Source organism: Streptomyces sp. NPDC001002 (assembly GCF_053599215.1).
The window spans coordinates 26,191-52,916 of record NZ_JBSFLV010000053.1; the positions used below are offsets into that span (position 1 = coordinate 26,191).

Consider the following 26,726-nt stretch of genomic DNA (forward strand, 5'->3'; position numbering starts at 1 on the left):
ACCGGCCCAGCGTCAGCGGCATCCACCGCGGTGGGGTCGTCGATGCCGAACAGCCCCTCCACACGCCGCCAGTCGAACCGTGTCACCGCCACTCCACAGGATCGAGAGCCGCCCCGACAGACCCGTCCCCCGCGATGACGACCAAGTCGGGTTGTTCAATGCGGAGTTCAATCGCCTCGGCATCGAACTCACGGAACTCGAGCACGAAGTGCACGGCAGCTGCGGCCCGGTCCAAGGTCAACCCGTCCAAGTCCACCAAGGCATTCGCCCGATCCACCCCCTGGCAGAGGACCGACACGAACAGCGGAAAGAACTCCGCCTCCAGAAGCCGATCCGCATCACTGATGACGCCCACGATCCCTATGCCACCACCCGTGACCGCACCGCACAGGTCACCCAGGCAGTCGACCAAGGCATCCCAGTTCCTGCCGAAGTAGGCCGGGAATCGCAGGACTTCGGCGAACGAACCGAAGATCCGCTCCTCGGTCGTCAACTCGCGGGCGTCGAAGTGGTGGACGCGCCCGCCCCTCGCCTCAAACGCCGACAACTGCCGTTGGATCTCGGCCGCGCCTTGCGGGACGCAGACGACCCAAGGTGCCGAGAACCCTGTGACGTCGAGAAGCCGGTCGGTCGCGCCGGTTCCCACAGGCCCCGGCTCACGGTCACGTCCCTTGCCCGCCACAGCCACCCGCCTCCCCTCCTCCCGGAAAGACAGGACGAAATCGTGCACGACCGCCTTGGAGAACGGGTCGGCCGCAGGGTCATCAGGCGTGACAAGGCTGACGACGTAGTACTCGGACACCGTCGTAGCGTGCGACGGCTCTGCGTGGAGCCGGTAGAAGACGGCGTACGGCCCCTGTCCCGAGGCGTCGAGCGCGTAGCCGTTCTCCTCCCAGAAGTCCTCCATTTCCAGGCCCGACGAGAAGGTGACGATGCTCGCGAAATCGTCGGCCTCCGCCTCGGGGAGCCGCCAGTCCGCCGCTGCCGCAGGGGACAGCGGTTCGCCGTACACGAAGAGACCGGGCCAGCGCAGCCGCCCGCGCCTGACGAAACGGCCCATGGCCGCCGGGAAGGACCCGTCGACGAGGAAGTCGGTCGAGTGTCCGGTCGGCTCCATGAGAGTCAGCCCGGGATCAGCCCGTGAACCGGAACGTAGAAGTGATCGCGTCGAAGATGTCGAAGAACGAGTCCGAAAGATCGAGCACCTGACTGCTCCCCGCCACCAACGCCGCCTTCCCCTCCTGCCCCGGCACCGGAATGAACGTCTGCATCAGTACGGCCCGCACCGTCCGGTTCAACGCGTCGTCCGGTACGACGATGTCCTCGATGCCGTACGTACGCGCCGCCGCCCCCACCCCCGGCAGGTCGACCGTCGTCACCTTGCGCCAGGAGTCGCCCTCCTTCTTCGCCTCCTTGGCCGACAGGCCCGCGGCCATCGCGGCCGGGTCGGTCGAGAGCGGGGCGCCGTCGCGGGTGCGGCCGCCGACCATCGAGACCGTCACCGACGCGGTGATCGGGGTCGCGCCACCGAACGTGTCCGCCATGCAACCGCAGTACAGCGCACCGGACTTCCACGCCTCCCCCGCGGCCTTCTGGAGGAACGAGGTGTAGGTGTCCCGGTACGGCGCCAACTCCGGGTGCTGCTCGACCCGTTCGGTCACCATGCGGTGGATCGAGTCGTCCCGCGACTCGGGCCGTACGTCGAACTCCCACCAGGACTCGGGCACCTTGATCAGGAACCCTCCGCGCTCGATCGTGAGCGCCTCCATGTATCGGGCCATGACGTCGGTCTCCGTTCCGTTGTACGGTGCCGCCAGACTACGAGATCGGGATCGGGGGACGGTCACATGGGCAAAGGCAAGAGCGATCTCGCGCTGCCGCTCAGCGAGTTGGAGGAGTACGGGGGCAAACTGCGCTCCCTCAAGACCCGGCTCAACCACACCAAGAAGCTCTTCGAGTCCTACCGCGACGACATCGGCGACGGCGGTGTCAACGACGCCCTCGGCGACTTCGAGTCCAACTGGGAGGACGGCCGCGAGGACATCACCCAGCAACTCGACTCCCTCGCCGAGATGTCCGACGCCGTCGTCCGGGAGTTCCGCAAGCTGGACCTCGACCTGGAGAAGAAGGTGAAGGACGGGGTGAAGGAGGAGGAGCAGAAGTAACCGACCCCTCCCGGGGAACCGGAACCGCCCTCACCCCACCTCGTTCCGCGCCACCGCCTGCCCGTGCACGACCACGTCCCCGCCGTAGAACATCCCGCTGAAGACCGGCGAGTACGTCAACTGCACCTCGACCTCGACCTGTTCGGCATCCGCCTGCACACAGTGGGTCGCCGCGATGTCCGCGCCCCGCATGTCCATCTGGCGGGCGAAGGTCTTCACCCGGGCGTCGCAGTCCTGGTAGTTGATCGGCGCGGGGCCGCCCTCGTCGTCGTAGAGGGCGTCGAGGTCGATGTCCTGGGCCGCGTACCGGGCCGCCTGTTCCGCTATGTCCGCCGCGCGTTCCCGCTTGGAGATGGACAGCCCGCCGTCGATGACGAAGGCCGAGAGGGAGAGGAAGACGAGCGCGAAGATGATGACCGCGCCGGCACCCGAACCCCGGTCGTCCATACGGGCAAGGCGGGACGACAGCCACGTACGCACGTGTCGGCTCACGCCGCTCAGCCCCCTCACCCGCCCCACCCCGTTCACACCGTCCTCCGGAACGGATCCAGCGGCGAACTGAAGCTCGACGTCAGCCGCGTCGGAGTGTCCAGGCCCAGCATCGCCAGACCCCGCACCTCGCAGCTCACCTCTACCGTGAAGATGGTGTCCGGCTCGAAGCCCTGACTGGTCTGTACGACGGTCACCGGGCCGGAGCAGACGTCCTCCAGGTCGGCGGAAGCAGCCTTCCTGGCCTCGGCCATGGCCGTCCCGTGGTCCTTCTGGATCGAGCCGGCGCGGGCGGCGTCCCGAGCGGCGCCGTCCAACGCGCCCCGCCCGTCGACCAGTTGGCCGAACGCCACCAGCACCAGGATGAACAGGATCATCACCGGTGCCAGGATCACGACCTCGATGGTGGACAGACCCCGGTCGTCGCCCCGGTGCGGAATCCGGTGTCGGAGCCTGTCCAGGATGGGGAGTGTCATCAGTTCTCCCCTTCCCTGACGAACCTCTCCACCGGCCCCTCCGACTGCGCGTGGACCGTCAGATCCAGCCCGGGAAAGACCGTGGGCACCCGTGCCGTGATCTCCACGCCGACCGTGTTCTGCTCCGGCTGGAGCATGGTCACCCGCGGCGACAGCACCAGCTGCGGGCCGAGTTGGCGGATATAGCTGTCGACCACGTCCCGTGCCTCGCCCCGCCAGGCGCCCGGCTGGTCGTGCGCCGTGGCGCGGGCCTTGCGGGCTCCGGCCTGGGCCGCCGCCTGGGCCACGTGGTCCGCGAAGAAGTACAGCGCGAACTGGACGGTGGCGAAGATCATGAAGAACAGCACCGGCGTGAGCAGCACGAACTCGATCGCGGTCATGCCGGACTCACCGCGGGCGGAGGCGGCCTCCACCCGTCGGCGTACCCAGCGACGTACGCGCACCGACATCCCCGTAAGAGAACTGGAACCTGTAGGACCGTCGCTCAGCAGGTCTTGCCCGCGTCGGCGCCCTTGATGCAGTTGCCGACCTTGTTGGCACCGTCGCTCAGGGCGGCGTTGATGATCGCGGCGACCACGCCCACGATCGCCACCACGACGGCGGAGATGATGACCCACTCCACGGCGGAGGCGCCGCGGTCGAGTTCGCCGGAGCGGGCCCGCTGGACGCGGCCCTGAAGGAACGTGACCAGAAAGTCCATGGCGGGGATGCCGGTGCTGAAGTTCCTTGTGTTCATGGTGAATTGTCCTTTCAAAAGGTCTCTGTCGCTGTTGCTCGACTCTCGCCTGCCGTCGCGGCTCACGTCATGACACCTGGAACACCCGCATCGCCGCCGGAAAGATCAGGAACACCAGGAAGCCCGCGCACAGCAGGAGTTGCGCGACGAGCATCGACTGCGACTTCTCGCCCGCGCTGCCCTCGATCTCGGCGAGTTCGCGGTGCCGCATGGTCTCGGCGCGGGAGGCGAGGGACTCGCGGACCTTCGCGCCGTCGTCGGCGACCAGGGCGAGGGAGGCGGAGAGGTCCTTGAGCTCCTCCACGCCGATCTCCTCGCCGAGTTGGCCGAGGGCCTGCCACTGGCTGATGCCCGTGATGCGGGCGTCGGCCAGCGCGTTGCGGATGCGCTGCGTGGCCCAGCCGTCGGAGACCTCGGCGGCGGCCATCAGCGCCTCGGGCAGACCGCGGCCGCCGGCCAGGCTCATGGACACCAGGTCCAGGTACGCCCCGATCACGCGCCGCAGGTCGCGCCGCTTCTCGGCGGCGTCGCGCCGCACCTCCAGGTCGGGCAGGAGGAAGAAGACGAGCGCGAACGCGAGGGCCAGCCAGACCGGGATCATCGGGCTGCTGCCGACGCCCAGCGTCCAGACCACGGCGAACAGGAACGGTCCGAAGAACAGCCCCGCCACCGACAGCAGCACCTTCGTCGCGAGGAAGTTCTCCCAACTCCGGTCCAGGACGGCCAGATCCGCGCGCAGCGAGCGCTGCTCCCAGCCCTGCTGCATGTAGAACTCGGAGACCCGCGCGCCGACTTGGGCCCGCAGCGACCCGATCCGGCCCGCGTCGGGGGCCGTTCGGGACGACTCGTACGCCGCTCCGCGGGCCCGCATCGCGTCGATCCGCGCGACCTGCGCGACCGCGCTGCGCTTGGACGGCATGAGGGCGCGGACGAGGGCGTAGATGCCCAGGCCCAGGACCGCGCCGACGACGATCGGCATCGTCAGGTTCACCGTCGTACCCCCTCTTCCTGGTGGCCCGGCCCGGCCGCGCCCGGCGTGCCGGCGGGCCCGGCCGGGGTGCGCGGCCGGACGAACTGCACGGCCGACTCGTCGCGGACCAGGAAGCGTTCGGGTGTCTCGATGGTCGACAGCTTGCGCAGCCACCAGAAGCCGAGCGCGAACAGGCCGCAGACACAGGCGAGTACGAGCTGGCCGACGGGCGTCCCGTAGGGCGAGACGAACTCCCGGTTGAAGATGGACAGTCCGAGCACGAAGGCGATCGAGACGGCGACGACGATCTGCACCGAGCGGCGGGTGGAGGCCCGTTGGGCCATCACGCGCTGCCGCATGTCGACCTCTTCGCGCGCCGACTTGGCCAGCGCGCCGAGGACCTGGCGCAGACCGGGGCCGCGCAGCCGGGCGTTGAGGATGAGCGCGGCGACGATGATGTCGGCGGACGCGTCGTTGATCTCGTCGGCGAGGTGCTGGAGCGCCTCGGGCAGCGGGGTGCGGGAGCGCAACCGGTCGACCAGGGCGTCGAGATGGGGCCGCAGGACGGGTGCGGAGGCGCGCGCGGAAGCCGGGATGGCCTGCTCCAGGCCGACCGCGCCGGCGATCGTGTCGCGCAGCGATTCCGTCCAGGAGGCGAGGGCCTCCACGCGCTTCATGGCGGCCCGTTCCTCCCCGGCGCCGCCGAAGAGGCGGTCCCAGAAGAAGACGAGGATGCCGGCCGCGATACCGGCCACCGCCCAGCGGGTCAGCAGCAGCACGACGAGTCCGACGATGGCCGCGAGCGAGCCGCGCTGCCCGGCGAACCGGATCAGCTCACTGGCGCGTTCGGCCGCCTTCTGCTTCTCGTGGGCGGGCTTCGCGGGCAGCCCGCGTACGGCGATGATGAGCAGCGCGAGTCCGCCGCCGACGGCGACACCGCTGCCCACCGAGTACAGGACGGTCGTGGAGAACAGGCCGCCCAGGGAACCGAGCGAGCCGAGAGCCTCGTAGGTCATGTCACCCCCATCCCGTGGGCCGGTAGCCCTGTGCGATCAGATCCTCCAGGCAGGCCAGCGGCGCGTGCGGGACGACCCGGCCGTCCGGGGTCTCGGCGAACACCTCGCTGGACAGCACGCGTCCGTCGACGCCGTTGACCTCGCGGACGGAGGTGACCATGCGCTGGAGCCGCCCGCCCGTCTGGAATTCGTTCCGCCGCTGAATGAAGACGACGAAGTTCACCGCGCCCGCGATGAGCATCTGGCTTGCCTCGATGGGCAGTCGCTCATTGGCCTGGAGGGCGTAGGTGGAAATGCGGTTGAAGACCTCGCTGGAGCTGTTGGCGTGGATCGTGGACAGCGAACCGTCGTTGCCCTGCGACATCGCGTTCAGCATGGTCACGATCTCGTCGCCGAGCACCTCACCGACGATGACGCGGGAGGGGTTCATACGGAGGGACCGGCGGACCAGCTCGGCCATCGAAATGGCGCCCTGGCCTTCGGAGTTGGGCAGCCGCTCCTCGAACGCCACGACGTTGGGGTGGAGTTCGGGGAACATGTCGAGCCCGAGTTCCAGCGCCCGTTCCACCGTGACGAGGCGCTCATGCGGCGGAATCTCGTTCGCCAAGGCCCGGAGCAAGGTGGTCTTACCGGCGTTGGTGGCCCCGGCGATCATGATGTTCTTGCGGGCGCGGACCGCGCAGGCCATGAAGTGGGCGACCTCGGGGGTGACCGTGCCGTTCCCGACGAGGTCGGAGATGAAGACCTTGCCCATGCGGGCGCGGCGGATGGAGAGCGCGGGGCGCCGGGCGACGTCCATGACGGCCGACAGACGCGAACCGTCCGGCAGCCGCAGGTCGAGCTGCGGGTTGGCGGAGTCGAAGGGCCGGGAGGACAACCCCGAGTAGGCGCCCAGGACTTGGATGAGTTCGATGAGTTCCTCGTCGCTCTCGGCGACGGGATCGGCCTTCACTTCCTGCCCGTTGGCGTAGCCGACGAAGACCTGGTCGCATCCGTTGATGTCGATGTTCTCGACCTCGGGGTTGTCCAGCAGCGGCTGCAGGCGCCCCACGCCGAAGAGCGCGGCGTGCACGGCGGCGGCGTACTGCTCCTCGGTCTCGGCGTCCAGGGGCGTACGGCCGGCGTTGATCTCCGTCCGCGCGTACTCCTCCAGGATCTGGGCTATGACCGCGCGGGCGTACTGCCGTTCGTCCTCGTTGGACATCGGCGTGACGCCGTCGGTCTGGTCCAGGCGACGCTGTTCGGCGATCCGGTCACCGGCGTCCTGCCGGAACCGCTTGACCAGTTGATGGTCGACTGCCGTCATGTCCCGGCCCCCGCATGCCCGTTGACATGCCCGTGGGTGGGTGCGGACCAACTGGCGCCGAACTGCTGGTAGAGATCGGCGGTGACTTTACGGGCGGACCGGATGAGCAACGACTTCTCGAGCCGCCCGCGCTTGCGCCCGGCCAACTGGTCGGCGCCGGCCGGGTCGTCGGCGATGGTGCCGACCACGCGCGCACCGGTCTGCGCGTGTACGAGCATGTCGTTGACCTGGTTGGCGAGCTTGCCGGCGTTGTTGGTGTCGGCGATGAGGACGACACCGATCAGCGGCGTACCGAGACTCGCGGCACCACGGGGCCCACCGTGCAGCTTGTTCGTAAGGGCGGCGGCCCGATCCCGCACCCGGGCGATGGCCTCGGGCTCGGTACGGCTGATCAGCAGCACGAGCGCGGCATGCGGAAACAGCTCGACAGCCGGGGTGTCCCCACTGATCCGCCCGCAGTCGGCGATGACGTCGGCGGGCGCGTTCGGGGAGTCGGCGAGCGCGGAGAAGGCGTGTCCGAGGGTGGGCCACAGCCCGGCGAGCCCGGCGGCGTGCTCGGCTATCCCGAGCCCGACGAGCACTTCGAGCCCACCGCTCAACGGCTGTACGTGGTCCCAGAGTTGATCGGGCACGAGACCGCGCCGAGCGGTGGCGGCGATGGACAACATCCCGGTGTTCGGATTCAGCGGCCCACCGTGCGCGGCGGCACTGCGGTACACGAGATCCCCGCCCGCCGGATCGGTCTCGGCGAGCAGAACGCGACGCGGCCACACAGCGGCGAGGGCGACGGCCGCGGTGGTGACACCGGGGGAACCCTTGTCGGCGGCGAGGGCGATGAGGGCCATTTTCTGGGGGTCGCCTTCTAGTTGCCGGGGACGTGCACGATGGCGACCGAGGCGGCGGACGCGGCTCGGGCGACAGCGGCCGCGTCGTCCTGATCGACGAGCAGCGTGATCGAGAGGTTGCCGGTGGTCACGGTGGAGTCGCTGTCCTCGGCCTTGGTGTTGACCTTCGCGTTGGCGACGAGGAGACCGCCGGACGACGACGAGGTCGACGTGTCGGTCTTGTCCGAGCTGGTGTCGACGTTGTAGACCGCGACGGTGTCACCGGGCTTGATGTCCGACGGGTACTGGCCCTCCTTGAGGGCGACACCGACGGAGGCCTTGCCGGCCGGGAGGCCGGTGCCCTTGGTGAACATCTGCCCCATCACGACGGTGTCGGGATAGATCGTGGACTTCGCCTTGAAGCCCTTGAGACTGCTCAGCTGTGACCACTCGACGTAGTTGATGCTGGGGTCCTTGGCGACCATCACGGAGGTCACGTCGCTGTCCTTGACGGACTCGCCGGCCTGGATCTCCTTGGTCACCTTGACGACCTCGATCCGGTCGCCGGCCTGCAGCACGAGCATCGTCGCACCCAGCGCACCGACCAGGATCAACAGCACCGCCAACGCGGCCAGCGCGGGTTTGCGCTCGCGAGGAGGGGTGGGAAGCCGGTCACCGACCCCCGCCTGAGCCGGAACCGCGGAACGTCCCGCGCCCGCCCCCGTACGCTCTTGGATCTTCACGCAACCGCTCCCCGTACGCCCCAGATGGTTTCTGCCACCACGATGGTGTCTGCCACGCCTGTCAAACTGTCTCTAAAACCGGACACTTCACCAGATCCCCTCGCGACCTGGGCGAATGCCATCGCCGGGGGTGAGTGTCAAGCCATCGCACCGTATCAGCCACACATAAGCCCCTCAAGGCGCATCCCAGCCCTCGCCCCGCCCCGGGCCCACCGTTATCCATCTGCAACTAGAGCCGCACATTTCCCTGTTACGCCCGCCTCGCGCCACCCCTCCCCCTCTGTGCGGTAGCGAATCCGCGCCCGCTCCGACATCCTTCCCACGGCGGGACGTTCGTCACGGGGTGGCCATGAGGCCTGCACGAATCACTCACGAGGCTGAGGCAACGTCGTGACATGACCTTGGCTCGCGAGCGGACTCTCTCCGTGAACGGAGCGTCGCCGACCGGCGACAGGTGGTGCTTGAGATGCCGGGGATGCCTGGGGTGCCGAGGAAAGCCCTAACTCCGCACACACGCAGCGTCCGCCTTCTTCCAACTCACCTGCGTCACTTGCCAGTCGCCGGCGGAGTCCCTCTGCGCCTGAACGGAGAACAGGATGAAGTCCTTGTCGCTCGGCCGGGTGCGCACCACCTTCCGCGTCTTGATCTCCTTGCTGTACGCCTTGCGCTGGTCCTCGCAGTAACGGGCCGCCGCTGCCCGACCGTTCGCGATGTCGGTCACCTCGAAGTCGTAGAGCCGGTAGTCGCCCGTAAGGGTGAGCCCGCTCTTCCTGACCGTCGCGACCCGGTCGGCAAAGTAAGTGAGGGCGGACGCAGCGAAGTAGCGGTTCATGTTGGCGGTCTGGCCAACCCCCTTGGCGAAGGCCTCGATAGTGGCCTGGGCCGAATGGGCCACGTCCCGCAGAATCGCGTCCTTGGTGGCGTCCCCCGTCGTCGTCTTCTCGACGGCCACCGTGATGTCCGGCGGAAAGTCGAAGGTCGGCGCGTTCCCCTCGGCCGCGGTAGATGCGGACGGTGTGACGACCCCCGGCGCACCGCCCTTGGCGGCCCCCTGGACCATGGCGCCGGCAGGGCTGTTGCCCGAGTCGCTACCGCAACCGGTCACGGAGACGGCAAGGGCAACAAGAAGACCGGCCGCGACCGTCCCGCGTCGGGTGGTTGGCATCAACGCTTTGTTTCCTCGGAGATATCGGAGATGGGCGGACGAACGATGTGCCGAGCGATGATGCCACGGGCTCGACTCAGGTCGGCGCGACCGTCGAGGCACGCCGGTCCGCCAGTTCGCACATCGCGTCCGTGTACGCCAACACTCGCTTCGAAGTCAGCAGCGCCAGGCTCGAGTTCGCGTCCACGAACCTCCTGACAGTGCGGGCTCCGGTGTCCACTCGATCGTGTCTGACGTCAACAACCATTTGCGCACGATCGGGGCACCTTACTTAGCCGCGAGAGGACGTTACACCCTTAATTGTCCTTATTTGCCCGCCAGTTCGTACCGACGAAACCCGACCCCGCGCCGATACCGTTTGCTCTCTTTCTGATCTTTCGGTCTCACGGGGAGCCCACACTGAAGCGCCGCACTTTGCCCACCACTGTCGCGCTGGCCGCAGCCACAAGCGTGCTGCTGACAGCCTGCGGGGGCAGGAACAACAACTCCCAAGCCAACGACAAGATCGCGGGAGCCGACAGAGGCGGCCCCGCGGCGTCGACTTCGCCGAGCGCCACTCGGCCGGACAACTCCGAGCGCCCAAAAATCACGCTGCCGAAGGGCGTCAAAGACGTCTTCCAGGACTGGAAGACTGGGGACACCACGAAGGACGCGATCCTCTCCGACGCCGCACAGGCGCGCCTCGCCCTCGACTACGCCGCCGCTCAGGGCAATGCCAAGGAACCAGCCCTGAGCTTCTACTGGAAAGGCGAGGCATTCATGGACGCCGTCGGCTGGGTGAAGTGGTTCGTGGACAACAACTCCACCTACATCGGAACCGTCCGCTATTACGACGCCAACGTGACCGCCTCCAGCGAGTCGTCCGCCGCCGCCGTCGTCTACTGCTCAGACGAGAGCAGGGCATACAACCAGGACAAGACGACCAAGAAGGTTGAAATCGCGGACGCAACCAGCAAGTCGTACGTCCTCCACAACACGCGCCTGGAGAAGGACGGCAAAGGCGTGTGGCGGACGGTGGGCATCGTCTCGCAGCGGGGATACAAGTCGTGTGTCCAGTAAGGGCGATGGAGAGCCGTGCGGCCATCTACTTCCTGTCGACGCTCTGCGTTCTCAGCACCGGCACGGCGCACGCGATCAGAGGCGGAAGCGAGCCGCCCGGCTCCGTCGACACCAGCGCCGACTCCACAAATCGGTCAATTTCCTCTCAGGTGAGATTCGGCCTGTCGAAGAACGGGCGCGGAGAATCCACCGGAACAGTCAGCACCCTGGGCACGTGGACTCCCCCAGCGTGCTGGTACGAACCGAAGTACACCCCGGAGGAGAAGGAGCGGCAGTATGAGGATCTGCTCGCTTCCTCCCTCTTCTCCGGCAAAGAGGATGCTGTCGAGGGGATGAAGTACCGATTCCAGGATGGCCACCCCTATACCGACTTCAACAAGAAGATGGCAGGCGACGGCCTGTTCTGGACCTCGGCCCGTGACGACAGCCGGCCCACGGACCCGCACATCTGGGAGTGCCGCGAGCCGGACTTCTGGGTGACCAGCGGCGAGACCTCTACGGTCACGAACGCCATTGACGTCGAAACGCTTGCCGGACTGGCATACAGCCGAATTCAGGTTCCTGACACCGAGGTAGCCCTTGCCCCGGAAGGGACCACCAAAGTCAACCTCCCCACATGGGCTTGGCTCGACAAGACCCACTTCCACAGCGTGTCGGTCACCGCTTCCCTCAGCGTCGGCGACTGGACGGCCTCGGCCACGACGACCGCCAGGCCTGTCTCCCTCACACTCGATCCCGGCACGCCCGACGCGACGACACACCCGTCCGACGGCGAGTGCGCCATCCACGCCGACGGCTCCATCGGCGAGCCCTACGCAAAGGGAAAGGCCGACGCAACCCCTCCCTGCGGTGTGGCCTACCTCCGCTCGTCGGACGGTGGCAGATACCAGCTCAGAGCCACGATCACGTGGGAGATCACCTGGGAGGGATCCAACGGCGAGCACGGCAAGCTACCGAACGGTGCCTTCGGCACGGACCAGGACGTTGTCGTCCAGGAGATCCAGGCCGTCAACCGCTGACGCAGCAGCACGGAACCAACCGCCGGGCGGTGGACCGACAGCGCCTCCCGACTCAGGCGGCGACAGTTCAAACGGGAAGAGGAACCCGGCACATGGCTGACCGGCTCGCCGTGGACGGCGGTGAACTTGCGCATTTCATGAAGCTCTTGAATAAATCCAGCACTTCGTTGAAGGGCCTGCGCAAAGCCTTGGGCGATGCGACTGTCACTGGCTTGGGTACGGACGACCTGGACTCGGCATGCGAGGACTTCCAGGAAGACTGGAAGTACGGAGCCGCCGAGATCGCCGAGCAGACCGAAGGTCTGGCCAAGATTGTCGGCCAGAACAAAAAGAGCTTCGAAGAAGTGGACAAGGCACTGGAAGAAGCCTTGCGGAGATCCAGGCACGGAAACGGGAACGCAGGAGACAAGAAGTGACTGTTACGTCAGACTTGGAACAGCCCCCGTACGGCAGTTCGCCCGCAGCCCGAAACGGCTCCCTGCCCCAAGGATTGAAGTCATCGCCGACCATCCCGAATCCCAACTATCCACACTTGGGCTTCAATCCAACCCCGGGTGACACGGATACGGTCCACGAGTTGTACAAGAAGCTGAGCAGCTGTGCCAAGGTCCTGGAAGAGACGCACGGGATCGTCACCAAACTCATGGACGGCAGCTACTGGAAGGGCGACGCCGCTGTAGCCTTCCGCGAACAACTCGAAGGCGGTCCCCTCCCGCTCAACCTGAAGAACGCCGCGCACTCTCTCCGGAAGGCCGCCCGACAGCTCAACGGATGGGAGGGTGAACTCGAGGAGTTTCAACGGCGAGCCAAGAAGCTCGAACAGGCAGCCAAGGATGCGCGGGACGTCGTAGACACGGCAAATGGGCAAGCCTCGGCTGCGACGAAGGCCCCGGGCCTTGAGGTCAAGGGCAGTCGGCACGACAAGGCGCAGAAAACCCTCACCGCGGCCAACACAGCGGTGGACCAGGCTCAGAACGAGCTCGATCAGGTCATCGGAAGGGCCAAGAAGCTCGCAGCGGAGCACGAGGAGAAGTCCCGATACCGGGCCGGCAAGATTCGGGACGCCACGAAGAAGCTGGCGCCTCACGAACCGGGCTGGCTCGAGGAATTCGCTGATTGGTTCACGGAGAATCTGCCCGACATCCTGAGTTTCGCTGCAGGTGTCATCGGCTTGGTGGCTCTTTTCGTGGCGACGGGAGGAACAGCTGCGGCCGTCCTGCTGTTCACGGCCGCCGCGCTGAGCGCCTACGCCCTCGTCAAGCGATTGTCCGATCCCGAAGTGCTCGCCTCGTTGAAGGACGGCTTCACCGAGGGCGAGTTCGACTCCGATTTCTGGGGAAACGTCGTCAGCCTCGGTGGTGACGTTCTGGGACTCGTTCCGGGCGTGACCGCGGTGAGCACAGGCGTCCGCGCAACAGTGAGCACCCTGCACGCCGGCGAGGAGGCAGTATCGCTCGGACGAGTTGTGACGACGCTCGGCAGTAAGACGATGAGTGAGGCGAAGGCGATCTCCGACCTGGGGAATCCCGCTCTGGATCTTGTGGTGCGTGGCGCCCGTGATTCCGCGCGCGCCGGAGAGGTCGTGGAGATCAGTTCGGCTTCACTCGGTGTCGCGACCGCCGGGTACGGCCTGGCCTCCAGTGCGGCGGATGAACTGGACAACGACGGTGCCAAGGACGGCAGCACCGGTATCGACGGCGTAAGAAGCGTCCTGGACGGGGGCGCGCTGATCGACCTCGCCCGGCACGCGTTCTGACTGAGAGGATGGAAGAGAGTCGATATGAATCCCGCAGATAACCCCGTCGCATGGGAGCACCCACCGACCCGGCGGGCCTGGCTGAGGCAGCTGGCGGTGAACGCGCTCGGTCTCGTCGGCTGGATCGCCCTGTGGTTCGCGCTCCTTGCCGTCCTGTCGGTTTTCCTGTCCCCCGGGTACGCGATCCTCGTCGCGCCGTTCCTCGTGTACTCCTTCTACCGAGCCTTCCTGCAGGTGTTCGTCCTCCCCTCGGTCTTCCGGATGAGGCGCACTCTGCAGGTGTACCCGTGGCACCTGTACAGCGACGCCTCGTGTGGCCTTGCCGAGCGGCCCGACGTCGTCGGCAGGCAGTACGGCTGGTTCGAGTTCCCGAACCCGGCCCGCCCGGAAGAACGGCTGCCCATGGTGTTCCCCCGGCACTGGGGGGTGGGATGGTGGAGCCGTCGCATGGCCCCACGTGCCGCTCGTGAGCTGAAGGCCCAGATCGGCGTGGTGTGGTTTGCGGGAGACCCCCGTTTCATTGGCGTACTCGCCGCGCCCTCGCCCGACGGCTCCGCGCCCCGACGGTTCCGCTTCCTGCATCAGCAGGCGGGCGCTGACGGAGGCCGTATCTCTGTCACCGACTGGGGTGCGACCGTCGAGGACATCGAACGAGGACAACGTGCCGGTGTCCGGCCTGTCCGTCCCTGATCTCTTCGACGACCACGAAATCTCACTGTCATGCAATCCCGCATCGCCATCGCCGATTCCGTCAATGACCCGAGGGCCGGTATCTGGTTCGCCGTACCCGGCGGTTTTACCGAGATGCCGGCAGACGTCTTGCTCGCCCCTCCCCAGTCCACCGAGGCAAACCGGCTCAAAGAAGCTCTCGCCCCGCTGTTGGAGGCCATTCCCGACGGCGTCACCCGCCAACAGTTCATCGCCCAACTGGCATCGGGACAACAACTCCTTCGCGCCCTGCACGAAGTGGGCACGGTCCATTGCTCACTCGGGGTGCACCGCGACGACGTAGGCGAAGACAGCAGAAGAACCCTGCACTCCCTCTTCACCGTGTCATGGCGCGACATTGCGTGGTCCCCGCGTGCGGTGAGCGCGGCGCGAGCAGTCGCGTCGAGGGAGGAGCACACTCACATCGAGTACTTGGACCTGCCCAGCGGACCCACATCGATGGGCGAAACCGTCCGCAGCCCATCTCACAGAGCCGGCCTACCGCCGACGCCACTGCTCCAGATCTACGCCTATCTGCCCCACCCTGACTGCAGACGCCTGGCGGTCCTCACCCTGAGCACCACGGCGGTGGAGCGGCGTGACCAGTACCGCGGGATCCTCCGGCAGATCGCAGAACTCACGAGTTTCGAATCTCCATTGGCCGAAGCGCAGTAGAAATCCACGACAGAGTTGTGGACCGACCGGTATCGCCGGTGTTCTCTCCTGCCCGGCGGACGGCGGCAAGGAGCTTCTGGTCATCGGTCTTCGCGTCCCCGGACACCGAGTGATGGAGAGGACGCCACAGAAACGAACACGGCCCACATCCATCGACGTGCCCCTCGGTTCCGAAGACGCGATACGGGCACCCCGATAGCGAAGCGAAACCCCGGACTTCGGCAGTGCCCGGCGCTCGACCGGCATCCGTCGGCAACGGCAGGCGGCTTAGGCATCAGCAGGACACATCACACACCCCCAGTGTCCGCCATGCCCACAATTCGCCAGCTTTGCTGGGAACTTCGCGGTGGCGAAACCCGGAACCCCACCGATAGCGTTTGTCCTCTTGCCGAACTTCAGTCTCACGGGGAGTCCACAGTGAAGCGCCGCACTTTGCCCACCGCCGTCGCGCTGGCCGCAGCCGCAGGTCTGCTGCTGACGGCTTGCGGGGGCGGGGACGACAGCTCCAAGGCCAACGACAAGATCGCGGGGGCCGACAGCGAGGATTCGGGTTCGGCCACGCCCTCCGCCTCGGCGACAGCCGAGAAGAACGCGCCGAGTTTCGACTTTCCGTCGGACGTCAAGGTGACCGTCGACCGGAACCCGACCGGGGACACGACGAAGGACGCGATTCTGCGAGATGTGGCGCACTCGACGCAGGCCAACATCGAGGCCTTCGCCCAGGGCAAGAGCCAGACCACGAACATGAACCGCTACTTCGCGGGTGCCGCCTTCACCTACTGGGTGCAGCAGGTCGCGGACTTCAAGAAGGACGGCCTCACCCTCACGGGCCAGTACAGGTACTACAACTTCGAGGTCACGGACGTCGCGAACGGCAAGACCGCGGCGGCGCGTTACTGCGAGGACCAGAGCAAGGCGTTCAGCAAGGAGATCAAGACCCAGAAGGTGCTGCGTACCAAGGTCACCGACAAGAGCTTCGTCCTGTACACCCTGCAGGCCCAGAAGGACTCCGCCGGCGACTGGCAGGTCACGCAGCAGAACTGGAAGAAGGCGGACGCGTCGTGCGTGCAGCGGTAGGGGCGGGCGCTGTTGGTCCTGTTCTTCGGACGGTCGCCGCCGCGGGACTTGTCGTGGCACTGGGGACGACATTCCCTGCGTATGCGGACGACACTCGGGGAAGCGGCGGAGGCACGGGCACCACCCAGCCCGAGCAGCCGGCCTCCGACCCCGGCGCCGACTCCGGGAAGGGCACCATCGGCGCCCACATCCGCATCAGCCAGAAAAAGACCGGCTCGTCCTCCTCCACCACAACCGCCACGTCCTCCAACGCCAACTGGAAGCCCCCCGTCTGCTGGTACGAGCCGATGTACTCCCCCGAGGAGTACGAGGAGTTCATCAAAACCGCGTACAAGGGCGCCCAGGAACCCGCGGCGAGTTACGCCAAGGAGCGGGCCGACGAGGACTATCACAAGGGCGACAAGGGCCTGTGGTGGCAGGTGAAGTTCCGGGACGACAACTTCACCGAGGCGTGCCCCGTCACGACGGACAACTGGGAGCTCTGGGTTCCTCCGGCCCAGCCGCGACCGGAACCGAACCAGCTGACTCCGCAGATCCTCTCCGAACTGGCCTACAACTCAACGAAGTTGCCCACCCCGCCCGTGGAACTGAGCCCGCGCGCGGACCGGCTCATCGTGAACCTCGGTACCCGGGTGAAGCTCGAGAACGCCTTCGACCGCGTATGGACGACGGCCAGCATCGACTACAAGGGCGTCCAGATGGCCGCCACCACGGTCGCGACCCCCGTCGCCCTCAAGGTCGAGGCCGGCACGGCGGACGCCGACCCGCAGAGCTGTACGTACGACCTGGTCAAGGCCAAGGACGGCTACACGGTCGACAGCACGGACGCGGGCTGCAACATCACCTACCGCCGTTCGTCCGGCAGCAACACCTACCCCTTCAACGCGTCGATCACCTGGAAAGTGACCTGGACCGACTCCGCCGACCCCGACGGAGCGCCGCAGCAACCGGCCCTGCCGGACGGCCTGTCCACGTACGAGCAGGACGTGACCGTGAAGGAGATCCAGGCCGTCAACCGCTGATGGGAAGCGGGCGGTGAACGCAACCGGCCGCCCGCTTCTCCCGAGGCCTATGAGGACCGCCCAGGATTTCAAACGATCCAGCGCAAGGACTCGCTGATGGCCGAACACAACCGGTACATCGGTCCTGTCGTGCCACTCAGAGGTACCGCGAACCCGAGGACCAGGTAACCGACAGCTCCGGGCATCTGGACGTACAGATCCATGGTTGTCGGTGTGCGGATTCGTACGGTCTGTCCCGCCGGAAGTTCGATGGTCGACACCTCTGTGTCCTGAGCGTCTGCCCCTCCCCTCACCTCGAACGATGCTCGTAGATCGTCGGGAGTCAGAGACCCGGTGCGGGGGATCAGGGAAACGATGAGGGACGCAGGGAGAATGCCGCCGTCGTCCAGCTCGGGTCTGAGAAAGAATTCCAAGGCGCCGTTCCTGACTCCGGCTTCCGCGGTGTTGCGAAGGGTCGCCCAGACTTCCTGCTTGGTCTCGGCCGGAGCACTCCTGCCCTCGGCCTGATGGTCCACAAAGGTCTTCAGTTGTGCGCGCCAGCGGTCCTGCGTGAGGTCGATACGGAACCAGTCCCGGGGGACCAGCAGCCGGTAGTCGCTGGGAGGTGCCGTCGCATCGGGGTGCGGAATCATCCAGGCATCACAACCGACTTGCCCGACTCGTTGAACAGACGGACGCTCTTCACCACGCCGGCGAACATGGCCGAGAAGACGTCCCAGCCCTTGGGCGTCGGAGTGCCCATCTCCAGGACCAGAGCCGTGCCGTTGTTGAGCGGTATCTGAACCTGGATGAAGGACGTCACCACTGGTTCGTCACTTCCCGAGGCCGTGAGACTTCCGTCGAGGGTTCCTTTGCGCGTACCTATGCAGGAGACGGCAGGACCACAGGGAAGCGCGATCTCGCCGACCTGTCCGATGCCGAGGTGACGCATCGTCGAGGCGAGGAATCCCACAGGCTGGGTTCCGGCCCTCTCATCCAGATCGATCATGCTTATGGTGACCGTCGCCGTGCAACGTTCGCCGTCCACCTCGGTCAGCACGAAACCCGAGTACTGGATCCCGGCCTCGATGAACGAGTCGTAGTGAGCGGCGACCATCACCGCCCACTGCAATTGCACCTCGAATGTCGCCTCCGGCATCACCGCTCGGGACATCTCTATGAGTTGCTCGGCCGTCGCGTCCAGATCCTCCGCATCCATCGGGATCTCGAAGAATCCCTCCGGCATGATCCACCGGACGTCGATACCCGGACCTCCGACCATGCCTTGGCGATTCTCCTCAGCTGCCATCGCACTCACGACAGGTCTTCTCCATCAGCGAACTCCGCTTCGTCCACCTCGGGGTGGAAACCGGCCGCGAACGGATACGGGCCGTAGTGCGGATAGTGGGCGGGGACGTCTGCGCCTTCTCTGCGGGCCAGGTGCGCCAGCTCACGGTACCTGCGAGCCCGGGCCCGGAGATTCTGCCGGACGGGATCGCCCCAGTGGGCCATGGCGGTTCGCACGAACAGGGCCAGCAGTACCAGGACGACGGCAACGGCAACGACGGCGTAGGCGGTACGGGCCGTCCTCGACTCCCAGTACTGGACCACCCCGCCCCAGTACACAGCGGCGCCGAATCCGACGATCGCCAGAGGGACCCCGATCTTGAATCCCGCGTTGAACATCTCGATCTCGTCGTGATGCCGGCGCCGGAGCATACGAAGTACGCCCCGATCGTCGAGGAAGTCGAAGCGGAGTTCCTCGGCCGACCGCTCCGCCAATGCCCTCGCCACCGGAACGGCGGCAATCACCTCGCCCGGGACGAGTTTCGCAGGATCGGTGCCTCTGCGGCCGACGAACTCCCATTCGCCAAGGTCCGTTGTTTCACTCACGTCGTCCGGCCCCCTTCCATGGAGCTTCCATCCGTAGTCGCATCGTTGCCGCTATGCGGCCAGGGCAGCATGGAAGGGCTGCGGCGACGGCCCGGGAGACGGATTCGGCGTGGGCGGCGTGGCCGCTGGCTGCTCAGGTTCCTGGTAGCCGGTCGACCCACCGTTCTCCCCACTGAACATGCGGTGGAGCGCACTCGCGAGCCCGCTGCCCTTGATGGCCGCAGTGATCTGCTTTCCACCGAGCGGTTTGAACACTTCAGGAAGCTCGGGAACGACGGCCCCGACCTTGGATGTGGCGAGCCTGTTGCCCAGTTTCAGGCCTCCCTCCAGGACCTTGTTCGTCAAGCCGACGCTGAGGCCGTTGAGGAAGTTGTGTCCGATACCGTCGACGGCGGCGATGCCTCTGAACGAGCCCCAGGTGCCGAGTTTCCCGAAAGCGCTGAGCTTGGAGACACCCTTGAGGCCGACGAGTGCCCTGAATCCCTTCATCGCCCCCAGCCCGGGAAGCACACCCAGGAAGTCGGTACCCAGCTTCAGCCAGTTGACCTTTCCGCCGCGCACCGACATGTCGTAGGCGTGGCCGGCCAGTGCGGCCGCGCTGGAGAGAACCGCGAGGGTGGCGAAGATGGGCACGAGGAACTGAAGGGGTGGAATGAACGCACAGATGACCGCGAGCACGGACAGGATCGCGGAAATGTTGGAGAAGCGATCCGCCCAGTCGGCGAGCCAGTTCATGAACCCACCCGGGTCACGCACCGCGTCGTGATGCACGACATCCTTGATGTGCCGGGCCGCGCGATCCCCCGCGTCGTCAAAGATGTCCTTGGCGTCTTTGACGTCCTTGCGTGCCTGGCCTATCCGATGCAGCGCATCCTCGCGCTTCTTCACCCATCGTTCGTACTCGGGCCTGTCGGCCTCGGGTATCTGGCTCACGAGATACTTGTCGGTGAACTTCTTCACTTCCCGGTCGGCGAGGTCATGATCCGACTTCGCCTCAAGGTAGTTCACCAACGCCTTGTCGGCCTGCTTCTGAGCACGGTGCAGTTCACCGGCGAATTCCTTCGACTCGCCCTCGGCCACCTTGGTGCCCAGCGCCTTGGCCGCCTCGTCGTATCGCTCGAAGGATTTCTTGAGCCGGTCGCCGGCGCCGTCGGCGATCTCGTTGAAAGCCCGTCCCGCGTCGCTGTCCCAGCCCTCCACCGAGGACAACGCCTTGATGGCCCGCGCCTGTTCATCGATCATGTCGGCCATCCTGCGCAACTTGCGCCCGAGTGCCGCCACTTCATCAGGATCACCCGGCGTGGGATCCTCGTCCCACAGTGGCGGCCAGTCACTGGATCGCCTGCTCACTTCTTTCCCTTCCCCGTAGCGTCAGCGATGGCCTTGGCCAACTCGTGGTCGATCTCTTCGTACTTCTGGGCTGCGGCATCCGTGTACTCGGCCAGTTTCTTGAGCTCCTTCGCCAGCTTCTTCCGTGTCTTCTTCCACGTGCTGCCGAAGTCATCGAAAGCGTCTTTCAGGCCACCGTGTCCCAGATCGTCCTCATAACCGTCCGCAGGATTCCCGTGTTCCTCGAACTCACGTTGAATCTTTCCCAGAGAACGCGAACACCCTTTGATCATGTCGAGGTCGTACGCGGTTCTGTCGGCCATTGAAGAATTTCCCCCATCATGAACATGAGACACTGCTGCACGGTGTCCCCCACAGCAGCAAGGAAGGTGAGACGGGTTTGTCCAGGAGCACCGACCGCACCATACGGAACCGCCTCGGCGTAGCCACGGACGCCGGGGCCTGGTGCACCATCGGCAAGATTCCCGAGCCGCCCGCGGACGTGTACCAGGCTTCTGGGGCGGGCCCCTTGCGGCCCGCGTTCCTGAGGCCCCTCGGCATGCTCGGCGCCGTGTTGGTCGCACCCTTCATGCCGATCGCCATGTTGTTCAGCCTCCTGGCCTCAGGCGAGGAAGCCCTCAAGCGGATGCTGTCGACGAAGGAAGAGCGCGACCGTGCCCGCGCCGCGGACCTCGATGTCGAGCGACGGGACAAGGCCATCGTCGAACTCGGCCTCGACAAGACCTTCGACGGCAACTGGAACGGGGCTGCTGCCCAGTTCCTGCTGCGTTGGTACAGCCACTCCTCGCACCACCAACGGTTCGTGCTGCTGGCCCAGGGCCGCATCCTGCTGGCCGCGCCGCCCAAGCGGGTGTCCGTCCGCCGGGACGAACGTATGCACATCGTCGCCGAGATCCCTGCCGGAGAAGCCGTCCTTGAGGACCCGCTCCCCGCGTACGAGAGCAACAAACTGCGTATCCGCTTCAAGGACGACACCTGGCTGACCCTGACCTCCGAGGAATGGCGCAGCGACCTGCACAAGTACCTGATGCGTCACCCGGAGACAGGCGAGATCCAGAGCACCGAGGCATGAAACGCGGGTGCGATGGGGGCACAAGGCCTGTGCCCCCATCGCACGGACGCGCATCCGCCGAGTCGATCAGCCCTTGGCCGACTTCGCCAACTGATCGTCCAGCTGCTCGTACGCTTCCTTCGCCTTCTTCAAGAAGTCCGAAAGCCCGTGCAGCCCCTGGATCGTCTTCGTCGCACCCTTGGTGAAGTCCTTCATGGAGTCGTCGTACGCTCCGGAGGCCTTCTGGGTGGAGAAGCCGTTCTCGACCAGTGCCGAGACCCGCTTCTCGACCGACTTGATCTTGTCTTCCAGGTCGTGCATGTCCTTGATCAGGTCACCCGCGACCTTCTCCATCTCGGCATAAGTAAGGTCTGCGTCTTTGCCCTTGCCCATGACGGCACTCCCTCCCGTTGGTGTGGCCTCAGGGCCTTCCCCCGTGGCACCGTTCGCGCGAGCCGCCCCGCCGTACCTCGGCACAGCGGTAGTCCGCACGAGCAAAGATCTTACGGGTGCGGCCCGTGGGGCCACAGGGGCCTCGTGCAAGGGAATCGTGAACCGTCGCACATCCCGTTGCGTACGGCAAAGGCTCTCGGGCTAAGGTCGCTCCCAGTCTGTGTTGAGTCTGTTGGGGGACCTAGCGTGCGCCTGAGTCTTACCGTCGTCGACCCGCTCGGCGGTGCCAGTGCCGACGTGGTGCTCGACGCCGATCCGGAGTCCACCGTCGGTGACATCACCGGGGAGTTGGCGAAGCATGTCGGTTTGAGTGGGAGTGCGCAGATCATTCCGATTGGCGCGCAGAGGGGCATGGCAGCCGGCTCCTCCCCCCTCGCCTACGTCGACGGGTACGCCCTCGACCCCGCCGCCGACGTCGTCGGCTCGCCCCTGCGCGACGGCGTCGTCGTCAGCCTGCACGACCCCGCCGGGTGTCTGCTCGGGGAGCCCACCGGTGTCGTGGAGTTCCGGGTGGTGGGCGGTCCCGCCGCCGGTACCGTGCACCGGCTCGGGGTCGGCAAGTACGACATCGGCAGCGGACCGGCCGCACACCTCCGCGTCGACGACCCCGAACTCCCCGCCCGCGCCGCCACCCTCTCCATCGCCATCGACGGCACCTGCCAACTCGCCCTCCACATAAGTAAAGAGAGCACCGAAAGCCAACCCCGCCTCGACGGCGAGGACTTCACCGGCGGCGAATGGCCCCTCACCTCCCAACTCTCCCTCGGCAACACCCTGTTGGAGATCAACGCATACTCCCCTCCCAACGCCGCCCTGAAGTGGTCCGACGACGGTGCCGCGCTCGACTACAACCGGCCCCCGCGGCTGCGGCCCGCCGACCGGCAGACCAGCTTCTCGTTGCCGAACCCGCCCAGCGACTACGAAGCCCGGCCGCTGCCCTGGCTGATGGCGGTGTTGCCGCTGGTCGGCGCGGTGGTGTCGGTGATGATGTTCGGGCGCTGGTACTACCTGATCATGGCGCTGATGAGCCCGCTGATGCTCTTCGGCAACTACTTCATGGACAAGAAGCACGGGCGCAAGTCCCACGCCAAGCAGCAGAAGGAATACAAGGAACACAAGGCTCGGATCGAGAAGGACGCGCAAGAAGCTCTCGTCACCGAGCGGGCCGATCGGCGGCAGGCCGTGCCCGATCCGGCCGCCGTGCTGACCTTCGGCACCGGACCGCGCACCCGGCTGTGGGAGCGGCGGCGCACCGACGCCGACCATCTGCTGCTCCGCTTCGGCACCGGCCGTCTCCCCTCCGAGGTCGAGTTGGACGACCCGGAGCAGGACGAGCACAAGCGCAAGGTCCGCTGGTACATCGAGGACGCGCCGGTCGCGCTCTCGCTGCGCGACCTCGGGGTCGTCGGTGTCGCCGGGCCCGGTGACTCCGCGCACGCGCTGGGGCGTTGGGCCGTCGCCCAGACCGCCGTCCTGCACAGCCCGATGGACGTGCAGCTCTACGTCCTCACCGACAACGACGCCCACGACCGCTGGGACTGGGTGCGCTGGCTGCCGCACTCCCGCCCCACCGGCGGCCAGGACGTCAACGTCCTCATCGGCACCGACGCCGAGACCGTCGCGGCCCGCGTGGGTGAGTTGACCCAGCTCCTCGACGGCCGCCAGAAGGCCCTCCAGCAGGGCGGCCGCAACAAGACCGACGGTCCCGCCTTCAGCGACCCCGACATCGTCGTCGTATGGGACGGCTCTCGGCGGCTGCGGTCCATGCCCGGCGTCGTACGACTGCTGCGGGAGGGTCCGGGGGTCGCGATCCGGTCGGTCTGTCTGGACGAGGAGGAGCGCTTCCTGCCCGGCGAGTGCCAAGCCGTGGTCGTCGCCGAGCCGCATCGGACCGAGGACTCCTCCGCCGCCGTTCCCGTCGCCGCGCAGTCCGCCGGTGGCTTCCCCTCCTTCCAGGCCTGGCATCCCAACGCCCAGCAGGACGAGCAACAGGCCGAGCAGGTACTGGAGTTGCGGCTGCGGGTCGAGCAGAGCGGGGCGCTGCGCAAGCGGAACGTACGGCCGGACTTCGTCTCCGCCGCCTGGTGCGCCCGGCTCGCCCGCTCCCTCTCACCGCTGCGCGACATCAGCGGCGAGACCGAGGACTCGGCGCTGCCCGGGGCCAGCCGGCTGCTGGACGTGCTCCAACTGGAGCCGCCCACGCGGGACGCGGTCGCCGCGCGGTGGCGGATGGGCGGGCAGTCGACGATGGCCGTCATCGGTGAGTCGTACGACGGTCCGTTCGGCATCGACCTGCGACGGGACGGCCCGCACGGGCTGATCGCCGGTACGACCGGTTCGGGCAAGTCGGAGCTGCTGCAGACCATTGTCGCGGCGCTCGCCGTCGCGAACACGCCGGAGAACATGACGTTCGTCCTGGTCGACTACAAGGGCGGCGCCGCCTTCAAGGACTGTGTCCGACTCCCGCACACCGTCGGCATGGTGACCGACCTCGACGCCCACCTCGTCGAGCGCGCGCTGGAGTCGCTGGGCGCCGAGTTGAAGCGCCGCGAGCACATCCTCGCCGCCGCCGACGCCAAGGACATCGAGGACTACCAGGACCTGGTGCGGAGGGAGCCGAGCAATCCTCCGGTGCCCCGACTCCTCATCGTCATCGACGAGTTCGCGTCGATGGTGCGTGACCTGCCCGACTTCGTCGCCGGTCTCGTCAACATCGCCCAGCGAGGGCGTTCGCTCGGCATCCACCTGCTGCTCGCCACCCAGCGGCCAAGTGGTGTGGTCTCCCCGGAGATCCGCGCCAACACCAACCTCCGCATCGCGCTGCGCGTGACCGACGCCGGTGAGTCCACGGACGTCATCGACGCGCCCGACGCCGGGCACATCGCGAAGAGCACACCGGGACGGGCGTACGTCCGACTCGGTCACGCCTCCCTGGTGCCCTTCCAGTCGGGGCGGGTCGGTGGCCGGCGTCCCGGTGCCGCCGATCCGGCGACGCTCGCGCCCTGGGCCGGGCCGCTGACCTGGCAGGACCTGGGGCGCGGGGCGCTGCAGAAGCCCAAGTCCGAGGCCCGCGAGGACGACGAGATCACCGACCTCAAGGTGCTGGTGGACGTCGTACGGGAGGCCAACACGGCCCTCGGCATCCCCGCACAGCACTCGCCGTGGCTGCCCGCGCTGGACGACTCGCTGCTGCTCGACGACGTCCCGGCCGTGCAGGCCCAGGGCTCACTGCCCGCCGCCCCGTACGGCGTCGAGGACCTGCCCGCCGACCAGGCCCGGCGTGCGGTCGCCGTGGACTTCGCGACCTTCGGGCACCTCATCGTGGCCGGCGCCCCGCGCACCGGCCGCTCGCAGCTGCTGCGGACCATCGCCGGTTCGCTGGCCCGCACCAACTCCTGTGCGGACGTGCACCTTTACGGCATCGACTGCGGCAACGGCGCGCTGAACGCGCTGACCCGGCTGCCGCACTGCGGCGCGGTCGTCAGCCGCAACCAGCTGGAGCGGGTGGAGCGGCTCATCGGGCGGCTCGGCAGTGAAGTGACCCGCCGTCAGGACCTGTTGGCCGACAAGGGGTTCGCCGACATCGGCGAGCAGCGGGCCGCCGTCACCGAGGAGGAACGACTGCCGCACATCGTGCTGCTGCTCGACCGCTGGGAGGGCTGGCTGCCCACGCTCGGCGAGCACAACCACGGTGAACTGACCGACCAGGTCATGGTGATGATGCGGGAAGGCGCGAGCGTCGGCATCCATGTCGTGATCACCGGTGACCGGCAGCTGCTGGCGGGCCGTATCTCCTCCCTCACCGAGGACAAGTTCGGTCTGCGGCTCGCCGACCGCGCCGACTTCTCGATGCTGGACATCAACTCCCGCAAGGTGCCCGAGGAGATCCCGCCGGGCCGCGCCTTCCGCAACGAGACGGCGGCGGAGACGCAGTTCGCGCTGCTCTCCGAGGACACCACAGGGCAGGGCCAGAACGCGGCGCTGGTGGCGATCGGCGAGGCGGCGGCCGCCCGGGATTCCCAAGTCCCGCGCGAGCGGCGCCCGTTCCGGGTCGACGTGCTGCCGAGCCGGATCTCCTTCGAGGACGCGTGGGCGATGCGCGAACCGGCGACCTCCGCCGCCCCGCTGTGGGCGATCGCGGGCGTCGGCGGCGACGAACTCACCGCGTTCGGCCCCGACCTCGCCCAGGGCATCCCGGCGTTCGTGATCGGCGGCCCCGCCAAGTCCGGTCGCAGCACGGTGCTGTTGAACTTCGCCCGCTCCTACCTCACCCAGGGCGTACGTCTCGTGATCGCCGCCCCGCGCCCCTCTCCGCTCCGTGAACTCGACGGCCAGGAAGGCGTGTTGAAGGTCTTCACCGGACGGGACGTCGACGAGGACGAGCTGGAGGAGCTGGTCGGGACGGCCAGCCCGGCCGAGCCGATCGTCGTGCTGGTCGACGACGCCGAGGTGCTGGACGACTGCGACGCCGAGGACGTCTTCAAGCGCATCGTCGAACGCGGCGTCGAGGAGGGCCTCGCCGTCGTCATCGCCGGTGACGAGGACGAGATCTGCGACGGTTTCTCCGGCTGGCAGGTCGACGCGAAGAAGGCCCGCCGCGGCATCCTGCTCTCCCCGCAGGAGTCCGGCTCCGGCGAACTCATCGGCATCCGCACCAACCGCAGCATGGTCGGCGGCCCGGTCACCCCCGGCAAGGGCATGCTCCACCTGGGCGGCGGGGACCACGTCACGGTGACGACGCCGATGTAGGCGGGAGGGGCGGGGACCCCGGCATACAGCCGAAGGCCCCCGCCC

At 67.1% G+C, this 26,726-nt stretch carries 29 protein-coding genes; 11 read left to right on the forward strand and 18 right to left on the reverse strand.

Annotated elements, in window-relative coordinates; translation table 11 throughout:
* Positions 1-82: 82 nt before the first annotated feature.
* Both ACWDR3_RS24030 and ACWDR3_RS24035 read right to left on the reverse strand, forming a co-directional pair.
* Positions 83-1,117 carry a barstar family protein gene (locus ACWDR3_RS24030; RefSeq protein WP_450354597.1) on the reverse strand — a complete coding sequence of 345 codons (1,035 nt, stop codon included), beginning with the start codon at positions 1,115-1,117 and terminating at the stop codon, positions 83-85.
* A gap of 16 nt (positions 1,118-1,133) precedes the next feature.
* The gene (locus ACWDR3_RS24035; protein WP_450354598.1) at positions 1,134-1,781 is read right to left on the reverse strand and encodes a hypothetical protein; all 648 of its coding nucleotides are present in this window, start codon (positions 1,779-1,781) and stop codon (positions 1,134-1,136) included.
* A 66-nt stretch (positions 1,782-1,847) separates the two neighbouring features.
* Between ACWDR3_RS24035 and ACWDR3_RS24040 the strand changes: the two genes are divergently transcribed.
* The gene (locus tag ACWDR3_RS24040) at positions 1,848-2,165 is read left to right on the forward strand and encodes a hypothetical protein (RefSeq protein ID WP_450354599.1); all 318 of its coding nucleotides are present in this window, start codon (positions 1,848-1,850) and stop codon (positions 2,163-2,165) included.
* 30 nt (positions 2,166-2,195) lie between these two features.
* Here ACWDR3_RS24040 and ACWDR3_RS24045 read toward each other — a convergent pair whose 3' ends face one another.
* The 10 genes from ACWDR3_RS24045 to ACWDR3_RS24090 form a co-directional block, all read right to left on the reverse strand.
* On the reverse strand, positions 2,196-2,612 hold the full coding sequence (locus ACWDR3_RS24045; RefSeq protein WP_401714440.1) for a TadE/TadG family type IV pilus assembly protein: 417 nt from the start codon (positions 2,610-2,612) through the stop codon (positions 2,196-2,198).
* A gap of 77 nt (positions 2,613-2,689) precedes the next feature.
* On the reverse strand, positions 2,690-3,130 hold the full coding sequence (locus ACWDR3_RS24050) for a TadE/TadG family type IV pilus assembly protein (RefSeq protein WP_450354600.1): 441 nt from the start codon (positions 3,128-3,130) through the stop codon (positions 2,690-2,692).
* Positions 3,130-3,579, reverse strand: coding sequence for a TadE family protein (locus ACWDR3_RS24055; RefSeq protein WP_450354601.1), 450 nt, complete (start codon positions 3,577-3,579; stop codon positions 3,130-3,132). Before ACWDR3_RS24055 ends, ACWDR3_RS24050 begins: the two co-directional genes overlap by 1 nt.
* A gap of 35 nt (positions 3,580-3,614) precedes the next feature.
* Positions 3,615-3,866 carry a hypothetical protein gene (locus tag ACWDR3_RS24060; RefSeq protein WP_280878613.1) on the reverse strand — a complete coding sequence of 84 codons (252 nt, stop codon included), beginning with the start codon at positions 3,864-3,866 and terminating at the stop codon, positions 3,615-3,617.
* Positions 3,867-3,933: 67 nt separating this feature from the next.
* Positions 3,934-4,857, reverse strand: coding sequence for a type II secretion system F family protein (locus ACWDR3_RS24065; protein ID WP_185146078.1), 924 nt, complete (start codon positions 4,855-4,857; stop codon positions 3,934-3,936).
* On the reverse strand, positions 4,854-5,852 hold the full coding sequence (locus tag ACWDR3_RS24070; protein ID WP_450354602.1) for a type II secretion system F family protein: 999 nt from the start codon (positions 5,850-5,852) through the stop codon (positions 4,854-4,856). Before ACWDR3_RS24070 ends, ACWDR3_RS24065 begins: the two co-directional genes overlap by 4 nt.
* A 1-nt stretch (position 5,853) precedes the next feature.
* Entirely contained in the window at positions 5,854-7,158 is a 1,305-nt protein-coding gene (locus tag ACWDR3_RS24075; protein ID WP_450354603.1) for a CpaF family protein, read from the reverse strand.
* On the reverse strand, positions 7,155-8,003 hold the full coding sequence (locus ACWDR3_RS24080) for a hypothetical protein (RefSeq protein WP_450354604.1): 849 nt from the start codon (positions 8,001-8,003) through the stop codon (positions 7,155-7,157). The genes ACWDR3_RS24075 and ACWDR3_RS24080 overlap by 4 nt, the downstream gene beginning before the upstream one ends.
* A 17-nt stretch (positions 8,004-8,020) precedes the next feature.
* Entirely contained in the window at positions 8,021-8,725 is a 705-nt protein-coding gene (locus tag ACWDR3_RS24085; protein ID WP_450354605.1) for a hypothetical protein, read from the reverse strand.
* Positions 8,726-9,224: 499 nt separating this feature from the next.
* The gene (locus ACWDR3_RS24090) at positions 9,225-9,890 is read right to left on the reverse strand and encodes a hypothetical protein (protein WP_450354606.1); all 666 of its coding nucleotides are present in this window, start codon (positions 9,888-9,890) and stop codon (positions 9,225-9,227) included.
* A gap of 414 nt (positions 9,891-10,304) precedes the next feature.
* Here ACWDR3_RS24090 and ACWDR3_RS24095 point away from each other — a divergent pair, with 414 nt between their 5' ends.
* The 8 genes from ACWDR3_RS24095 to ACWDR3_RS24130 all read left to right on the forward strand — a co-directional run bounded on the left by ACWDR3_RS24095 (position 10,305) and on the right by ACWDR3_RS24130 (position 17,206).
* Positions 10,305-10,949: a hypothetical protein gene (locus ACWDR3_RS24095; RefSeq protein ID WP_450354607.1), complete on the forward strand. Its 645-nt coding sequence runs from the start codon at positions 10,305-10,307 to the stop codon at positions 10,947-10,949.
* Between the two features lie 5 nt (positions 10,950-10,954).
* The gene (locus ACWDR3_RS24100) at positions 10,955-11,968 is read left to right on the forward strand and encodes a hypothetical protein (protein ID WP_450354608.1); all 1,014 of its coding nucleotides are present in this window, start codon (positions 10,955-10,957) and stop codon (positions 11,966-11,968) included.
* Between the two features lie 92 nt (positions 11,969-12,060).
* Positions 12,061-12,384, forward strand: a complete 324-nt coding sequence (locus tag ACWDR3_RS24105) for a hypothetical protein (protein WP_450354610.1) — start codon at positions 12,061-12,063, stop codon at positions 12,382-12,384.
* A gap of 161 nt (positions 12,385-12,545) precedes the next feature.
* Positions 12,546-13,724: a hypothetical protein gene (locus tag ACWDR3_RS24110; protein WP_450354611.1), complete on the forward strand. Its 1,179-nt coding sequence runs from the start codon at positions 12,546-12,548 to the stop codon at positions 13,722-13,724.
* 24 nt (positions 13,725-13,748) lie between these two features.
* Entirely contained in the window at positions 13,749-14,414 is a 666-nt protein-coding gene (locus tag ACWDR3_RS24115; protein WP_450354612.1) for a hypothetical protein, read from the forward strand.
* A 30-nt stretch (positions 14,415-14,444) separates the two neighbouring features.
* Positions 14,445-15,107, forward strand: a complete 663-nt coding sequence (locus ACWDR3_RS24120; protein WP_450354613.1) for a hypothetical protein — start codon at positions 14,445-14,447, stop codon at positions 15,105-15,107.
* A 417-nt stretch (positions 15,108-15,524) separates the two neighbouring features.
* Complete coding sequence (locus ACWDR3_RS24125) at positions 15,525-16,184, forward strand: hypothetical protein (protein WP_450354614.1); 660 nt, start codon at positions 15,525-15,527, stop codon at positions 16,182-16,184.
* 53 nt (positions 16,185-16,237) lie between these two features.
* Positions 16,238-17,206, forward strand: coding sequence for a hypothetical protein (locus ACWDR3_RS24130; RefSeq protein WP_450354615.1), 969 nt, complete (start codon positions 16,238-16,240; stop codon positions 17,204-17,206).
* A 68-nt stretch (positions 17,207-17,274) separates the two neighbouring features.
* Here the strand turns inward: ACWDR3_RS24130 and ACWDR3_RS24135 are convergent, their stop codons facing one another.
* Genes ACWDR3_RS24135 through ACWDR3_RS24155 form a run of 5 tightly spaced genes read right to left on the reverse strand, consistent with a single transcriptional unit; the run spans position 17,275 to position 20,730 of the window.
* Positions 17,275-17,838 (reverse strand): hypothetical protein, encoded by a 564-nt coding sequence (locus ACWDR3_RS24135; RefSeq protein ID WP_450354616.1) that lies wholly within the window; start codon positions 17,836-17,838, stop codon positions 17,275-17,277.
* Positions 17,835-18,494 carry a hypothetical protein gene (locus tag ACWDR3_RS24140; protein WP_450354627.1) on the reverse strand — a complete coding sequence of 220 codons (660 nt, stop codon included), beginning with the start codon at positions 18,492-18,494 and terminating at the stop codon, positions 17,835-17,837. Before ACWDR3_RS24140 ends, ACWDR3_RS24135 begins: the two co-directional genes overlap by 4 nt.
* Positions 18,495-18,499: 5 nt before the next feature.
* The gene (locus tag ACWDR3_RS24145) at positions 18,500-19,078 is read right to left on the reverse strand and encodes a hypothetical protein (protein WP_450354617.1); all 579 of its coding nucleotides are present in this window, start codon (positions 19,076-19,078) and stop codon (positions 18,500-18,502) included.
* 51 nt (positions 19,079-19,129) lie between these two features.
* Positions 19,130-20,428 (reverse strand): putative T7SS-secreted protein, encoded by a 1,299-nt coding sequence (locus tag ACWDR3_RS24150; protein WP_450354618.1) that lies wholly within the window; start codon positions 20,426-20,428, stop codon positions 19,130-19,132.
* Positions 20,425-20,730, reverse strand: a complete 306-nt coding sequence (locus ACWDR3_RS24155) for a hypothetical protein (RefSeq protein WP_450354619.1) — start codon at positions 20,728-20,730, stop codon at positions 20,425-20,427. The genes ACWDR3_RS24150 and ACWDR3_RS24155 overlap by 4 nt, the downstream gene beginning before the upstream one ends.
* Positions 20,731-20,807: 77 nt before the next feature.
* Between ACWDR3_RS24155 and ACWDR3_RS24160 the strand changes: the two genes are divergently transcribed.
* Positions 20,808-21,500 carry a hypothetical protein gene (locus ACWDR3_RS24160; RefSeq protein ID WP_450354620.1) on the forward strand — a complete coding sequence of 231 codons (693 nt, stop codon included), beginning with the start codon at positions 20,808-20,810 and terminating at the stop codon, positions 21,498-21,500.
* 66 nt (positions 21,501-21,566) lie between these two features.
* On the opposite strand, the gene ACWDR3_RS24165 is transcribed toward ACWDR3_RS24160, so the two are convergent.
* Positions 21,567-21,872, reverse strand: a complete 306-nt coding sequence (locus ACWDR3_RS24165) for a WXG100 family type VII secretion target (RefSeq protein ID WP_401714300.1) — start codon at positions 21,870-21,872, stop codon at positions 21,567-21,569.
* Positions 21,873-22,118: 246 nt separating this feature from the next.
* Here ACWDR3_RS24165 and ACWDR3_RS24170 point away from each other — a divergent pair, with 246 nt between their 5' ends.
* Complete coding sequence (locus ACWDR3_RS24170; protein WP_450354621.1) at positions 22,119-26,681, forward strand: FtsK/SpoIIIE domain-containing protein; 4,563 nt, start codon at positions 22,119-22,121, stop codon at positions 26,679-26,681.
* The last annotated feature ends 45 nt before the right edge of the window (positions 26,682-26,726 follow it).

Excerpts from the sequence above, each read along its gene's own strand:
- ACWDR3_RS24105 (WP_450354610.1), top strand. The coding sequence starts at position 12,061 with ATGGCTGACCGGCTCGCCGTGGACGGCGGTGAACTTGCGCATTTCATG.
- ACWDR3_RS24165 (WP_401714300.1), bottom strand. The coding sequence starts at position 21,872 with ATGGGCAAGGGCAAAGACGCAGACCTTACTTATGCCGAGATGGAGAAG.
- ACWDR3_RS24120 (WP_450354613.1), top strand. The coding sequence starts at position 14,445 with ATGCAATCCCGCATCGCCATCGCCGATTCCGTCAATGACCCGAGGGCC.
- ACWDR3_RS24035 (WP_450354598.1), bottom strand. The coding sequence starts at position 1,781 with ATGGCCCGATACATGGAGGCGCTCACGATCGAGCGCGGAGGGTTCCTG.
- ACWDR3_RS24075 (WP_450354603.1), bottom strand. The coding sequence starts at position 7,158 with ATGACGGCAGTCGACCATCAACTGGTCAAGCGGTTCCGGCAGGACGCC.
- ACWDR3_RS24080 (WP_450354604.1), bottom strand. The coding sequence starts at position 8,003 with ATGGCCCTCATCGCCCTCGCCGCCGACAAGGGTTCCCCCGGTGTCACC.
- ACWDR3_RS24070 (WP_450354602.1), bottom strand. The coding sequence starts at position 5,852 with ATGACCTACGAGGCTCTCGGCTCGCTCGGTTCCCTGGGCGGCCTGTTC.
- ACWDR3_RS24115 (WP_450354612.1), top strand. The coding sequence starts at position 13,749 with ATGAATCCCGCAGATAACCCCGTCGCATGGGAGCACCCACCGACCCGG.
- ACWDR3_RS24045 (WP_401714440.1), bottom strand. The coding sequence starts at position 2,612 with ATGGACGACCGGGGTTCGGGTGCCGGCGCGGTCATCATCTTCGCGCTC.
- ACWDR3_RS24055 (WP_450354601.1), bottom strand. The coding sequence starts at position 3,579 with ATGTCGGTGCGCGTACGTCGCTGGGTACGCCGACGGGTGGAGGCCGCC.
- ACWDR3_RS24135 (WP_450354616.1), bottom strand. The coding sequence starts at position 17,838 with ATGATTCCGCACCCCGATGCGACGGCACCTCCCAGCGACTACCGGCTG.
- ACWDR3_RS24030 (WP_450354597.1), bottom strand. The coding sequence starts at position 1,117 with ATGGAGCCGACCGGACACTCGACCGACTTCCTCGTCGACGGGTCCTTC.
- ACWDR3_RS24155 (WP_450354619.1), bottom strand. The coding sequence starts at position 20,730 with ATGGCCGACAGAACCGCGTACGACCTCGACATGATCAAAGGGTGTTCG.
- ACWDR3_RS24140 (WP_450354627.1), bottom strand. The coding sequence starts at position 18,494 with ATGGCAGCTGAGGAGAATCGCCAAGGCATGGTCGGAGGTCCGGGTATC.
- ACWDR3_RS24090 (WP_450354606.1), bottom strand. The coding sequence starts at position 9,890 with ATGCCAACCACCCGACGCGGGACGGTCGCGGCCGGTCTTCTTGTTGCC.
- ACWDR3_RS24100 (WP_450354608.1), top strand. The coding sequence starts at position 10,955 with ATGGAGAGCCGTGCGGCCATCTACTTCCTGTCGACGCTCTGCGTTCTC.
- ACWDR3_RS24060 (WP_280878613.1), bottom strand. The coding sequence starts at position 3,866 with ATGAACACAAGGAACTTCAGCACCGGCATCCCCGCCATGGACTTTCTG.
- ACWDR3_RS24050 (WP_450354600.1), bottom strand. The coding sequence starts at position 3,130 with ATGACACTCCCCATCCTGGACAGGCTCCGACACCGGATTCCGCACCGG.
- ACWDR3_RS24040 (WP_450354599.1), top strand. The coding sequence starts at position 1,848 with ATGGGCAAAGGCAAGAGCGATCTCGCGCTGCCGCTCAGCGAGTTGGAG.